Raw genomic sequence first — 13,195 nt, 5'->3', positions numbered from 1 at the left:
AGGGGACGTTTCGACATGACAGGAATGACGGGCCGCGCCATCAAGCGGGACAAGACCAGAGTGAAGGCAAGGATCGACTGCATGGGGCAGAAGACCGGCGGTGCAGTGATTGATCTCTCTCCGCAGGGCATTTGCCTGCAGCTTGACGCGCATATCCCCACGGCGCGCGGCGACAAGATCAACGTCGAAACCGAGGAGATGGGCCTGCTGATCGGCACCATCCGCTGGATCAGGGGATCGCGCATCGGTGCGGCACTGGTGCTGACCTCGAACAACCGGGCCAAGGTCGAAAGCTACTACAAGATGTTCCTGCACAACCGTCAGCCGGCATAAACCCGGCACGAGTCCTCACGCACAACAACTTCGATACCGCCTGCGGAACCGCACGCAGTCATGCGTTTCAATGGCTCATGACACCCCGTCCACCTGCACAAAAGCACGGGACAGGCATTAAGTCTTTGCACACGCACAGATGACACTCTCGCCTTCAACAAAAACAAAGGGCGAATGGTCATGAAGAATTTTGTCGGCCGCGCACAGCCAAGGGACAAAACCCGGATGCACGCCCATATTGATTGCAAGGGAAATGAAACCCGCGGATCGGTTCTGGATCTTTCCAAGCTTGGCGCCGGTCTTTACCTCTCCCAGGACATCCCTGTCGCTTTTGGCGACGAGATCCACTTCAAGACCGAAGAAATGGGCCACCTGACAGGCACCGTGCGCTGGAGTCGCAGCCCACGGGTTGGCGTTGCCCTGCTGGAATCATCCAACACCGAAGCCAAGGTCGAAAGCTATTACAAGCGGTTGCGCGAAGCCAAATAGCCCAACTGACGATCAAGCATTGCGGCAGCCGCTCCACGCCAGACAGGCCCACGCCTCAATCTCCCCGGTCATGCACCACGCCAACGCTTGCACCAATTGCCGGCGACAGCCTTGCTGACGCGAAGACCTGCCGGCCACCGCGCGCCCTCACCCGTCGGCACAATTTCAAGCTGCGCCCGGTTCGATAACCGCAGACAATCCCCGTCCTAACATGCCGGAAATCTCGCCCGATTCACCGGGACGCGCAGCCAGCCCGCGCACCCGAATCAACGATCCGGACATCTTTCGCGAAGAAGTTAAGATTTCATTCACGCGCAATAGCTAGATTTATGAGTATTAAGACTGCAAAGGCTATTGATCATGAGTGGAACCTCACGACGTGTAGACCCGCGCGACCCGACTGAATTGCGGGCTAATATTACTCACATGGGTCGAACAACCATAGCAACCATTATTGATATTTCTCAAAGCGGCATGTGCATTTACCTCAACTCACACATTCCCATTTTACCAGGAGAAGAGATCATCATCAAAACGGCGGAAATGGGTTTTCTTACCGGAACGGTCCGCTGGTTCAGGCGGCCGCGTCTTGGTGCTCAACTTCACATGTCATCCAACACAGCCGCCAAGGTGGAAAGCTACTACAAGCTGCACATCAGGCGCCTGAAGACGGCATGAGGGCCGGACAGCAAAAACGACGTCCCTGATGCGGCAGCCCGGCAGGCTGGACGCCAACCAGGAAGCATTGCGTGATATGTCGTGCCAGGACAGGGTTGCATAAACTCGGGTATTGGCCAGCTTTGGCTGAATGGCAAAGACAGCATCAGGAACGCGCATGGCGCTGTATCTCATGGCAATTGCAATTGTCGCGGTTCTTGCGGCTTACGCCCTCGGGCCGCGACCGGTTGCTGATACGGCCGTCGCGTTTGACGAAAGCACCCTGCCCGGAAATCTCGATGTCTATCTTGCGGCGTCCGAAGCACGTTTTGTCGATCTGCGCCCCGGAAACCAACGGCAGATCGTCTGGGCCAACCCGGCATCGCGGGCCCGAACCCCGATTGCCATCGTCTACATTCACGGTTTTTCCGCCAGCCCGGGCGAATTGCGCCCGTTGCCCGATCTCGTCGCAGATCGCCTTGGCGCCAATCTTTATTACGCCCGGCTCAGGGGTCACGGCCGCAGTGGCGACGCCATGCTTGAGGGATCGGTGCACGGCTGGATCAATGATTTTGCCGAAGCCGTCGCCATCGGCCGCAGGCTGGGCGAACGCGTGGTCGTCATGGCAACGTCGACCGGAGCATCGCTTGCCACCTGGGCCGCAGCCCGACCGGAGTTGATGCGCGACGTTGCCGGCCTGGTGCAGTTTTCGCCCAATTATGGCGTTCAGGCAGCCGGCTCGAAGTTGCTGACCATGCCCTGGGCCGCGCAGATACTGCGGATGAGCGTCGGCGAACGCCGTTCGTTCAAGACCAGAAACGAACTTCACGCCAAGTTCTGGACATCGGAGTACCCAAGCGCCGCCTTGCTGCCTATGGCGGCACTGGTCAAGCTGGCCAACTCCGTTGATCCACGCAGCATCGCGATTCCGTCGCTGTTTGTCTTTTCGCCGCGCGATCAGGTCATTCGGCCTGACCTCGTTGAGGCCACGGCGGGCAATTGGGGCGGCCCGGCCAGGATCATCGAAGTCGTCGATGATGACGATCCGAGCCATCACGTCATCGCCGGCGACGCACTTTCGCCGTCCACCACCGAAAGACTGGCAGCCGAGACGATCGAATGGATCGAGAGCCTGCCGATCAGATGATCAGATTGGCGATGATCTCGTTGTCGGTAATATCCTGATAGCTCAGACCGGCCTGATCGAATGCCGCGATCAACCGCGAGAAGTTCTCAGGCGCGCTGGTCTCGATCCCGATCAGGATAGAGCCGAAATTCCTAGCCGATTTCTTCAGGTACTCGAACCGGGCAATGTCATCTTCAGGACCCAGCAAGGACAGCAGGTCCCTCAAGGCCCCCGGACGCTGCGGCAAACGCAGGATAAAGTACTTCTTGGTGCCCGCGTAGCGCATGGCCCGTTCCTTGACGTCGGGCAGCCGCTCGAAATCGAAATTTCCGCCCGACACCACCGCCACCACAGTCTTCCCGGCCAGCTGTTCAGGCTCCATCGCCTCCAGCGCCGTGATGGAGAGCGCGCCGGCCGGTTCAAGCACGATTCCCTCGGTATTGAGGATCCTCGTCATGGTCAGGCAGATGGCGTTCTCGGACACTGTCATCACCTGGTCGGCCCTGAAACGGCGCAGGATCTCGAAGTTGCGCTCGCCGATTTCGGCCACTGCGGCGCCATCGACAAAATTGTCGATCTTGCCAAGCTTGACCCTGTGGCCTGCGACAAGGCTCTCCTTCAGGCTCGGCGCACCGGCAGGCTCGACCAGGACGAACCGGTCGGTATCGACCTGATCTTCAAAATAGCGCGCCGTCCCGGCGGAAAGTCCTCCGCCTCCGACCGGAAGCAAAATCAGGTCAGGCGTTTCGCCCTCGGGCAACTGCGCTGCAATTTCCGCTCCGACGCTCGCCTGCCCCTCGATGATGTCGTCATGATCGAACGGCGGCGTCATCAATGCGCCCTCGGTAACGGCGAATTCACGCGCCGCATCGTAGCAGGCGTCGAAAAAGTCGCCGGTCAGACGTATCTCGATAAACTCGCCGCCAAAAATCCGCGTCTTGTCGATCTTCTGCTGCGGCGTCGTCACCGGCATGAACACAACGCCCTTGCGCCCGAAATGCCGGCAGACATAGGCAAATCCCTGCGCATGGTTTCCCGCCGACGCACAGACGAACAGGTTCTGTTGCGGATTTTCCTTTAGCGCCTTGCGGATGAAATTGAACGCGCCGCGGATCTTGTAGGAGCGGACCGGCGACAAATCTTCGCGTTTGAGCCAGATCCGCGCGCCAAACCGCGCGGACAGGTGGTCATTGAGCTGCAGCGGCGTTTCCGCGAACAGCTCCCGCATCTCGGCAAGGGCCTTGTCGACGCAGTGGCGGAAAGCATCGGGAGATTGTTTTTCGGTCATGACGGGTCTATGCCATGGGAACGTGCCGGTTGCCAACCAGATCCGGCGGTCTCCGGCTTTTGTGAGGGCAAGGGGTGCACGGCAACACTTTCCGATCCGCGGTGTTCATCGCGTCCATGGCAGGGCTGTACCTGTCGGTCGCCATGCTGGCGCCGGCGGCGGTGGATTTCTATTTCGGCAATCCCGACTGGCAGGTCTTTGCCGTCTCGTCTTTCTCAGTTGGTGCGATCTGCCTTGCGTCTGCGGCGGCCAACCGCGGCGTCAACGCCCCCTTCTCCCGACGCCTCGGGTTCCTTGTCGTCAACCTGCTGTGGATCACGCTGTCGGTAACGGGCGCCATCCCGTTCTATCTTGCCTCGCTCGGGCTCGACATGGCTGACGCGCTGTTTGAATCGGTCTCCGCCGTCACCACCACCGGCGCCACCGTCATCTCCGGACTCGACTCGGCACCTCCCGGGCTCCTGCTGTGGCGCTCGCTGCTGCAATGGATCGGCGGCATTGGCATCGTCGCCCTGGGGCTTCTGGTGCTGCCCTACCTCAAGGTCGGCGGCTTCACCGTATTCAAGATGGAATCTTCTGACACATCGGAAAAGCCGTTCGCCCGGTTTGCGGTGTTTGTCCGCGCCTTCTTCGCCATCTATATCGGCCTGACGGTAACCTGCGCCATTCTCTACAGGTTTTTGGGCATGAGCGATTTTGACGCTCTCAACCATGCCATGACAACGCTGGCGACCGGCGGGTTCTCCACCCATGACGCATCCTTCGGGGCCTTCACCTCGCCTGCCCTTGTCTGGACCGGGACCGTGTTCATGGCGATTGCCGGCCTGCCCTTTTCCGTCCTTATCCTGTTTGCCGTCCGCGGCCGCCTTGATGCATTGCGCGATCCGCAGATCCTCGCCTATGCCGGCATCCTGGTTGTGCTCACCCTCACCATCGCGCTCAGCCTTCGCCTGTCCCTTGGCGAGAGTTTCGGAATGGCCCTCACCCATGCGGCCTTCAATGTCGTCTCTGTTGTCACCACAACGGGCTTTGCCAGCACCGACTACACCTTGTGGGGACCGCTGAGCGTTGCAATCCTGCTGATGGCGACCTTTCTGGGTGGATGCTCTGGATCGACCTCGGGCGGCATCAAGGCCTACCGGCTGGTCATCATTGCAAGCTCAATCCGCTCGGGCCTGATGCGGCTGCTCTACCCCAACAGCGTGCGTCCGGTGCGGTATGGATCCGTCGCCGTCGAACCGGACATGCAGCGCACCGTGTTTCTTTTCGTGTGTGCCTATATCGGAATCTGGGCGCTCGGCTCGATCGCGCTGGCAGCCACCGGCCTCGACATCGAAACAGCAGTTTCAGGCTCGATTACTGCACTGGCCAACGTAGGACCGGGCATAGGCCCGGTCATCGGCCCAGCAGGCAACTTCGGCTCACTCGGCGACCCGGCCAAAATTATCCTGGTTTTCTTGATGTTGCTTGGACGACTGGAAATATTGGTGGTGCTAGTGCTTTTGCTGCCCGCTTTCTGGCGCGAATAGTCCACCCCATAGTCTGCCGCGCCCTGCATATTATCCAACGATTAACCAAAATCTGCTTACCTTCCATCCAAGATGGAGGATAAATTCGAATGCACGCATTGCAGGTTTCCCTTGCCGATGAGACGGACACGCAACCGGCTGCCGGACCAGAAGATATGCAGGCATTGACACCGCCCGCGGAAGATCAGGCCAGGCTGGAGCGGGCCATGAACGTGATCGGATCGCAGATCGGCGAATTGTCCGTCAACATCGCCGACACCAGCGGCATGGTCGGCGACGTCTCCGCTTCGATGTCGCGCCAGGCCGAGGAATTCCATTCCCTTACCCAGGACATTTCGATGATTGCCCGGTCGAACCAGACCGTGGCCGAAGCCTCGCGTGGCGCAATCGAAGCTGCCAAGACGACACAGGCCGGACTCGACACCACGACGAAGAGCGTCAACGGCATACTCGTCAACGCCGTATCCGACATCAAATCCATGGCGACCAACGCCACCGAGATCACCGGGGTTCTCAATTCCGTCTCCGGGCAGATCCGGGAAGTCCATTCCTTCTCCGAATCGATCCAGGGGATTGCGACCCAGACCCAGCTTCTGGCCGTCAATGCGGGCATCATGGCAGCCCATGCCGGCGAAGCAGGACGCGGGTTTGCCGTGGTCGCGGACGCGGTCAAGCAATTGGCCGACAAGACCGGCACGGTATCACGTGACATTGTCTCCCGGCTCGAAGCGCTGCGCGCGATTGTCGACAAGCTGCAGAAACAGAACGCCGAAAACGAACAGGTGGCGACAGCGGCGCACCAGCGTTCAACCGAAATTGACAGCGAACTGCAGAAATTCACCGGCTTCAGCCAGACGGTGGCCGGAATGATCAGTGAAATCGAACGGATAAGCGACCCGGTCGAAGAGACCACGCGGGCCTGCTCGACGGTGCTTGCCAAGGTATCCGATCTCGACAAGCAGGTTCACCTGAGCGCCGACATGTTGACCACCGCCAGCGCCAAGATCGACCGCCTGGTGTCCTTCTCCGAAGATGTTATCGGTGAGGTTGCCGAGAGCGGAATTGAAACCGAAGACACGCCGCTCATCCGCCACTGCATTGCCAGGGCCAACGAAGTCTCGTCAATTTTCGAACAGGCCATCGGTTCGGGCGTCATGTCGCTTGATGACCTGTTTGACGAGAAATACACCCCCATCCCCGGCACCGACCCGCTGCAGCACATGGCGCGGTTCACCAGGCATACCGACCGTCTGCTGCCGCCCGTTCAGGAGGCAGTGCTGGAGTTTGATCCGCGGGTTACCTTCTGCGCGGCGATCGACCGCAACGGCTACCTGCCCACCCACAACCATATCTACTCGCAACCCCAGAGCGCCGATCCGGTCTGGAATGCCGGCAACTGCCGCAACCGACGCATCTTCAATGATCGCACCGGCCTGGCGGCCGGCCGCAACAAGAAGCCGTTCCTGCTGCAAACCTACCGCCGCGACATGGGCGGCGGCAATTTCAGCCTGATGAAGGATCTCTCGGCGCCGATCATCGTCAACGGACGCCACTGGGGCGGCCTGCGCATCGGCTTCAAGATCACGACTTGACCGGATGCTCCCGGCTCCTCAGAGCCTGGAATGCAAACCGAATGGCACATCGTCATGGAGCGATGCAGGACCGGCAGACGATAGTGGTGCGGACGACGGGAATCGAACCCGTACAGCCTTGCGGCCGAGGGATTTTAAGTCCCTTGCGTCTACCAGTTTCGCCACGTCCGCACGTCAGCTAGTCGGTAGCCGACGATCATCATGCAGGCAAGGGTTCTGGCGCTGTTTGCGCAAAAAACCAGAACGCCCCGATGTCATGGACACCGGGGCGCAGGCTACGCAGCCATGAATGAACGCGGCTGCAGTCATATGCTTCAGGCGATGATCTTGGCCGCGATTTCCGCAACCCGCTTGCCCTGGAATTCAGCGCCTTCGAGTTCCTGTTCCGACGGCATCCGCGATCCGTCGCCATCGCTGGTGGTGGTCATGCCGTAGGGAGATCCGCCGCGCACCACGTCATTGCCCATCTGGTCCTGATAGGCGTAGGACAGCGGCACGATGATCATGCCGTGGTGCTGCAAGGCAGCCTGCGTGCTGATGATGGCCAGTTCCGCGCCACCATGCTGCGTCGCAGTCGACACCATCACCGACCCCACCTTGTTGATCAGCTTGCCTTCCGCCCACAGTGGGCCGGTCTGGTCGAGGAAATTCTTCAGCTGCGAGGCCATCATGCCGTAGCGGGTCGACACACCGAAGATGATCGCGTCGTAGTCGGCCAGTTCGAGCGGATCGGCAATCGCGGCATCCTGGTCGAGCTTGTAATGCGCGGCCTTGGCAACAGCCTCCGGCACCAGCTCCGGCACCCGCTTGATCGTCACGTCCGCGCCTGCGGCAGCCGCACCCTTCGCAGCAGCCTTCGCCATGGCCTCCATGTGGCCCCAGCTCGAATAGTAAAGCACCAGTACTTTTGTCATGATCGCATCCTTGTTCACAATCCCCGCGTTCGGCGGTCGATGGACAAGAGATAAGCGTTTTGCTGTTCACCGAAAGCCAACAATCAAAGCACGGATTGTTCACAATCTGACGCAATTTGAGCGCCGGTATTCCCTTGCGCAAATCGGGAAATCGGGTCTATTCAGGGCGTTTTCGCCAAGGAGTATGATCATGAGCGACGCCCGACCTGTAACCGCTGCAGCGCTCGCCATTGGCGACGAATTGCTCTCCGGCCGCACCAAGGACAAGAACATCGGCCATCTGGCCGAACTGCTGACCGCCGCCGGCATTGATCTCGAGGAAGTCCGCATCGTGCCGGACGAGCAGGACCGCATCGTCGAAGCACTCAATGCGCTCAGGACCCGCTACGATTACGTCTTCACATCCGGCGGCATCGGCCCCACGCATGACGACATCACCGCCGATGCGGTCGCCGCCGCCTTTGGCGTCGCCTGCACCCACGACGCCGACGCTCTTGCCCTGCTTGGCGCGCATTATGCGGAACGCGGCATGGAATTCACCGATGCGCGCAAGCGCATGGCCCGCATGCCAGTGGGCAGCCGCCACATCGACAATCCGGTCAGCCGTGCACCCGGCTTCGTCATCGGCAATGTTCATGTCATGGCCGGCGTTCCCTCCGTATTCCAGGCCATGCTCGACAATGTCCTGCCGACATTGCGCACAGGCGTGAAAATCCTCTCGGACAAGGTCAGCTGCCCCTATGGGGAAGGCGACATCGGCGATCCGCTGAGCGCCATCGCCAAGGCCCATCCCGAGGTCAATATCGGCTCCTATCCACGCTTCTCCGGCGACAGCTTCTCCACCGAGATCGTCATTCGCGGCCGCGAGAAAAGCGCAATCGAGGCCGCCCGGCGCGATGTCGAGGCGATGCTGGAAAGCGTGGGTTCCAGGCTCGGCGCAAAGGCAGTTTGATAAGGATCAATGCGCCCGCACGAGCGGCAAAGCATGATGTCACCATAGACGCATTTTTCGCGCCGCTTAAAGGAGACTTCATTATGGCCTACCATACGATCCTCGCCGTCTACGCAACACAAGCTGACGTGGCGCCGGTGACTTCGGCCATTGCCAATTTCACAGCCGGTACTGATGTCCATCTGATCGGCTGCCACGGGGAACCGTCCCAGTTCGTCGTGCTTTCCGCCCCGATCGACGTGCCCGACGCGGCCACCATCGCCGCCCTGTACGAACAGGCCGACGTCCGCATGCGCGAAGTCGGCGATGCGTTCGACAAGGCGTGTGAAAAGCAAGGCCTGTCACACGAATGGCGTCCGGTCCGCTCCCCCGGCGGAGACAGTGCCGTCTCGGCGCTTGTCAGCGCCCGCTCGGCTGATCTGGTGGTTGTGCGCCAACCCGACCGGGAGGCCAACGAGGACATGGCCACCAATGTCGAAGCGCTGTTGTTTGAAGGCGGTCGCCCGGTGCTGTTCCTGCCTTCCAGCGGCAAGCTCGCATCGCCGATCAAGCGCATTCTCGTCGCCTGGGACGGATCCCGCGAGGCCGCCCGCGCCACCCATGACGCATTGCCGCTGCTCAAGACAGCCGAAGCCGTGGAAATCGTCATTGTCGATGCCGACAAGCTGCCGGACATCGATGCACCGCTTGCCGGCACCGACATCGCGAGCTGCCTGTCGCGGCACGGCATCCACGCCAATGTCACGACCGTGTCCAGGGGCTCTGGCTCCACTGCTGAGGCCATTTCGGCCCAGGTCTCCGCCAGCAACGCCGACCTGGTGGTTATGGGCGCTTACACACACCAGCGGCTCAGGGAATGGTTGTTCGGCGGCGTCACACGCGCATTCATGGAGCGCTCGTCTGTTCCGGTGCTGATGTCACGCTGATCCTCAAGACCGGGCGCGCAGCCGGTCACGGTTGTGCGCCCGGCTGCAGGTGGTTCCGCCACCACCCGTTTCACGCCACGGGACAATCAGAATGCTGGCAGCGTGAGACTTGCGTTCCGTACCGGATTCCGGCTATTTGCCGCCCTTGATCATTCAGCAAAGCAGCCATCGGGGTTGTTGCACACGCAAGGAAGCAAACCATGTCCCTTCCAGACAAAGCCTTTCCAGTCTCATGGGATCAGTTTCACCGCGACGCACGCGCGCTTGCGTGGCGGTTGAGCGGCAGCGGACAGGTCTGGACTTCGATCGTCTGCATCACCCGTGGCGGGCTGGTTCCCGCCGCCATCATTTCCCGTGAACTCGATATCCGCCGCATCGATACGGTCTCGGTGGCCTCCTACCATGACTATGTCAATCAGGGCGAAATGCAGGTTCTCAAGGAAATCAATTCCGACATCCTCGAGACCGAGGGCGAAGCAGTTCTGATCATCGACGACCTGACCGATACCGGCAAAACCGCGGCCATCGTCAGGGCCATGCTGCCCAAGGCCCATTTCGCCACCGTTTACGCCAAGCCGAAGGGCCGCCCGCTGGTCGACACCTTCGTCACCGAAGTCAGCCAGGATACCTGGATCTACTTCCCCTGGGACATGGGTTTTGCCTATGTCGAGCCGATCGCCAAGGATTCGCGCGGCTGACACCGCTCCGTCCGAAGGATCATCGCATCCCGCACCGGCCGGTTGGCCACTGTCGTAGGTGAACATGCAAATCGCGCCCGGGTGATTTCACCCCGGCGCCAAGTTCTCCGCATCCAGTCCGGGTGCGGCGGCAGCCACTGGCGCAGGACAGGTGCGACGCACCGTTGGAACCCACCGCGCATCCCTGCCCTGCGACACGCGCCCACACCATTTTCGTTCATTTCGCTGTGGTTGTTGCTGCCGTTTCGCAGAAGCGCGCCCGATGCCGTGTCAGTCCGGCTTGAGCCTGCAACAGCCCCGCAACCCATGAGAGAAAATTAACCGTCTCTATATACATCTGTGACAATATGGGACGATCAATTACTACCCACGCTGGCATGATATCAGCTTGTCAAAGCCTCTTGAGAGGCATGCATCGCAGCCTATTGGCAAATCATTCATATTCATGCAGCGACCAACACCACCATCCGAAAACCTTTTCAGGCAATGCCGCATCATCGGCATCAACCTTGCCGTGATCGTTGCCGTGCTGTCAGCGGCGGCCATCGTTCCGCGCAATGGCAAGGCACTGGTGATTGTTTCACCGTGGAGTGAGCCGGGACGGGTCATCGATGTCATCGCCGATGCCGGTGGATCGATCATGAACGGAACCGGGTCACCCTACGCGGCAATTGCGTATTCGGACGAACCCGGTTTCGCCTTCCGCCTGTTTTCATCCGGCGCAATGCTGGTTCTTGATGGCAGTCTCGCTTTATTTTGCAGGAGTACATCTTCGCTATGAACCATATGACTTCTCTCCGTACCCGTGCAGCCATCATCATCGTCTCGCTGCTGTGGATCAACCTGGGCATGATGGCGCTCCGCTACTGGTGGGGCATGGAGGCCGATCCGGTTATCGTCCTGGGTGGCGGCGCGGCCATCGCCGGTGTCGCGACCCTGACCTGGTGGCGCGACCGCACCGGCACGGCAACGCAGATTTCGACCGCGCTGGCCCATGCGGCGAGCGTCGCGCTTCTGGTCTATGCGTTCTCCGGATCTCCGCTCCAGATCGACATGCACATGTATTTCTTCGCCAGCCTTGCGATCTGCGCATCCTGGGTAAACTGGCAGCCAATTGTCGCTTTCGCCGGCCTCACCGCGGTTCACCATCTCGCGCTGTTCTTCCTGATCCCGGCAGCGGTCTTTCCCGGCGAGACCGATTTTGGCCGGGTGGTGCTGCATGCCGTCATCCTGATCCTCGAAGCCGGCGCCCTGGTGGTTCTGGGACATTCCCTGGCCCGTGCCTTTGCGCAGAACGAAGAAGCAATGCGCGAAACCGAGGTCGCCAACAAGCAGGCTGGCGAAATGTCCCGCAAGGCCGAGGAAGCCCAGCTCAAGAACCTCGAGGACGCCAAGAGCCGTGAAGCTGAACGCGCCGCCGACACCGAACGCCTGCAGTTCGCCATGGAAGCGCTCGGCCGCGGCCTTCGCCAGCTGGCCGGGGGCGACCTTCGCTTCCGCCTGACCGACAGCTTCGACGGCACGCTTGAAAACCTCAGGGGGGACTTCAACTCCTCGATGGAAACCCTCGAACAGCTGGTTGCCGAACTGAGCACGTCCGCCAGCCAGATGAGCGACGGTTCGAATGGTGTCTGCGCCGATGCCGAGCGCATTTCCCAACGCACCGAACAACAGGCTGTTTCCCTGGAAGAAACAGCCGCTGCAATCGGCCGCATCACCGAAAACGTCCAGACCGCGTCCAAACGTGCCGGCGAAGCCGGGGCTCTGGTCGACGAAGCAACCAAGAACGCTTCCGTTTCCGAAGAGATCGTCTCCAGGGCAGTCAGCGCCATGACCGAAATCGAAGGATCCTCGCGTCAGATCGGTCAGATCATCACCGTGATCGACGAGATCGCCTTCCAGACCAACCTGCTGGCGCTGAATGCCGGTGTCGAAGCCGCCCGCGCCGGTGAAGCCGGCAAGGGCTTTGCTGTCGTGGCGCAGGAAGTGCGCGAACTGGCGCAGCGCTCGGCAAGTGCTGCAAAGGAGATCAACGCCCTGATCGAAACCTCGTCGACACAGGTGAGCAGCGGCGTGACCCTGGTCAATCAGACCGGCGAGGCGCTTCGCTCGATTGGCGAACAGGTCAAGCACATCAACGACTACATCGCCAAGATTGTCGATACCTCGCGCGAGCAGGCCGCCGACATCTCCGAGATCAACTCGGCGGTGGTCAACATGGACCAGACCACCCAGCAGAACACCGCGCTGGTTGCCGACACCACCAAGTCGATCCGCAACCTTGCGGCCGACGCGGACGGACTTGTGGCAAAACTTGCAGTGTTCAGCGTCAATGAACGCCAAATGTCGCGCCCTGCCGCCAACACCAAGCCGGCAGCTTCATCTGCCAAACCGGTTGCCCAGGCCCCAAAGCAGGTGGCGCAGGCCCCGAAGGCAGTCCGGCACAGCGGTGGCGGGGCAGCAGCCGCGGCGGCTCAGGAGTGGGACGAATTCTGATCCCGGCCCGGCTCGGCCAGCACCCGGAACGCCGGGACCTTGGCCTGACGCCTTGAAGCACTATATTGGGGACACGGTGCGCACTGTGTCCCCTTTTTGGTCCGCAGATGCCCCCGGCCCCATCCGCGAAACCAACCGCGCCGGCCGCCGATTTGCGCACCCTTGCGGAGCGGAAAGGCTTTGACAGCCGCCACG

13 protein-coding genes and 1 tRNA gene are annotated in these 13,195 nt (G+C 60.7%); 11 read left to right on the top strand and 3 right to left on the bottom strand.

Translation table 11 applies throughout. From position 1 onward, the window contains the following. The first annotated feature begins 15 nt into the window (after positions 1–15). The 4 genes from WNY80_RS03575 to WNY80_RS03560 all read left to right on the top strand — a co-directional run bounded on the left by WNY80_RS03575 (position 16) and on the right by WNY80_RS03560 (position 2,626). Positions 16–333 (top strand): PilZ domain-containing protein, encoded by a 318-nt coding sequence (locus WNY80_RS03575; protein WP_342885961.1) that lies wholly within the window; start codon positions 16–18, stop codon positions 331–333. 180 nt (positions 334–513) lie between these two features. Then, a complete protein-coding gene (locus tag WNY80_RS03570; RefSeq protein WP_342885960.1) occupies positions 514–822 on the top strand; it encodes a PilZ domain-containing protein in 309 nt (102 codons plus the stop codon). Between the two features lie 360 nt (positions 823–1,182). Beyond that, the gene (locus WNY80_RS03565; RefSeq protein WP_342885959.1) at positions 1,183–1,500 is read left to right on the top strand and encodes a PilZ domain-containing protein; all 318 of its coding nucleotides are present in this window, start codon (positions 1,183–1,185) and stop codon (positions 1,498–1,500) included. Positions 1,501–1,657: 157 nt separating this feature from the next. Further along, complete coding sequence (locus WNY80_RS03560) at positions 1,658–2,626, top strand: alpha/beta fold hydrolase (protein WP_342885958.1); 969 nt, start codon at positions 1,658–1,660, stop codon at positions 2,624–2,626. On the opposite strand, the gene ilvA is transcribed toward WNY80_RS03560, so the two are convergent. Next, a complete protein-coding gene (gene ilvA, locus WNY80_RS03555) occupies positions 2,619–3,833 on the bottom strand; it encodes a threonine ammonia-lyase IlvA (RefSeq protein WP_342886298.1) in 1,215 nt (404 codons plus the stop codon). The two genes, WNY80_RS03560 and ilvA, sit on opposite strands and share 8 nt — an antisense overlap. A 134-nt stretch (positions 3,834–3,967) precedes the next feature. On the opposite strand from ilvA, the gene WNY80_RS03550 reads away from it, so the two are divergent. After that, positions 3,968–5,422, top strand: a complete 1,455-nt coding sequence (locus tag WNY80_RS03550; RefSeq protein WP_342885957.1) for a TrkH family potassium uptake protein — start codon at positions 3,968–3,970, stop codon at positions 5,420–5,422. Between the two features lie 89 nt (positions 5,423–5,511). Next, entirely contained in the window at positions 5,512–7,014 is a 1,503-nt protein-coding gene (locus WNY80_RS03545) for a methyl-accepting chemotaxis protein (RefSeq protein ID WP_342885956.1), read from the top strand. Positions 7,015–7,098: 84 nt separating this feature from the next. Here the strand turns inward: WNY80_RS03545 and WNY80_RS03540 are convergent. Both WNY80_RS03540 and wrbA read right to left on the bottom strand, forming a co-directional pair. Beyond that, positions 7,099–7,185, bottom strand: a tRNA-Leu gene (locus WNY80_RS03540). A 143-nt stretch (positions 7,186–7,328) separates the two neighbouring features. Beyond that, complete coding sequence (gene wrbA / locus WNY80_RS03535) at positions 7,329–7,928, bottom strand: NAD(P)H:quinone oxidoreductase type IV (RefSeq protein ID WP_342885955.1); 600 nt, start codon at positions 7,926–7,928, stop codon at positions 7,329–7,331. A 190-nt stretch (positions 7,929–8,118) separates the two neighbouring features. On the opposite strand from wrbA, the gene WNY80_RS03530 reads away from it, so the two are divergent. The 5 genes from WNY80_RS03530 to WNY80_RS03510 all read left to right on the top strand — a co-directional run bounded on the left by WNY80_RS03530 (position 8,119) and on the right by WNY80_RS03510 (position 13,000). Next, a complete protein-coding gene (locus tag WNY80_RS03530; protein ID WP_342885954.1) occupies positions 8,119–8,880 on the top strand; it encodes a competence/damage-inducible protein A in 762 nt (253 codons plus the stop codon). Positions 8,881–8,963: 83 nt separating this feature from the next. Then, positions 8,964–9,806 carry a universal stress protein gene (locus tag WNY80_RS03525; RefSeq protein ID WP_342885953.1) on the top strand — a complete coding sequence of 281 codons (843 nt, stop codon included), beginning with the start codon at positions 8,964–8,966 and terminating at the stop codon, positions 9,804–9,806. A 200-nt stretch (positions 9,807–10,006) separates the two neighbouring features. Further along, positions 10,007–10,504 carry a xanthine phosphoribosyltransferase gene (gene gpt, locus WNY80_RS03520; protein ID WP_342885952.1) on the top strand — a complete coding sequence of 166 codons (498 nt, stop codon included), beginning with the start codon at positions 10,007–10,009 and terminating at the stop codon, positions 10,502–10,504. A gap of 445 nt (positions 10,505–10,949) precedes the next feature. After that, positions 10,950–11,285 (top strand): hypothetical protein, encoded by a 336-nt coding sequence (locus WNY80_RS03515; RefSeq protein WP_342885951.1) that lies wholly within the window; start codon positions 10,950–10,952, stop codon positions 11,283–11,285. Further along, positions 11,282–13,000: a methyl-accepting chemotaxis protein gene (locus WNY80_RS03510; RefSeq protein WP_342885950.1), complete on the top strand. Its 1,719-nt coding sequence runs from the start codon at positions 11,282–11,284 to the stop codon at positions 12,998–13,000. The genes WNY80_RS03515 and WNY80_RS03510 overlap by 4 nt, the downstream gene beginning before the upstream one ends. Positions 13,001–13,195: the final 195 nt, after the last annotated feature.

The sequence above is a fragment of the Hoeflea sp. AS16 genome (genome assembly GCF_038900095.1).
In the GTDB taxonomy this organism is placed as follows: domain Bacteria; phylum Pseudomonadota; class Alphaproteobacteria; order Rhizobiales; family Rhizobiaceae; genus Hoeflea.
Note: the sequence above shows the minus strand (reverse complement) of the source record. Positions and strands in the feature narration are given on the sequence as shown.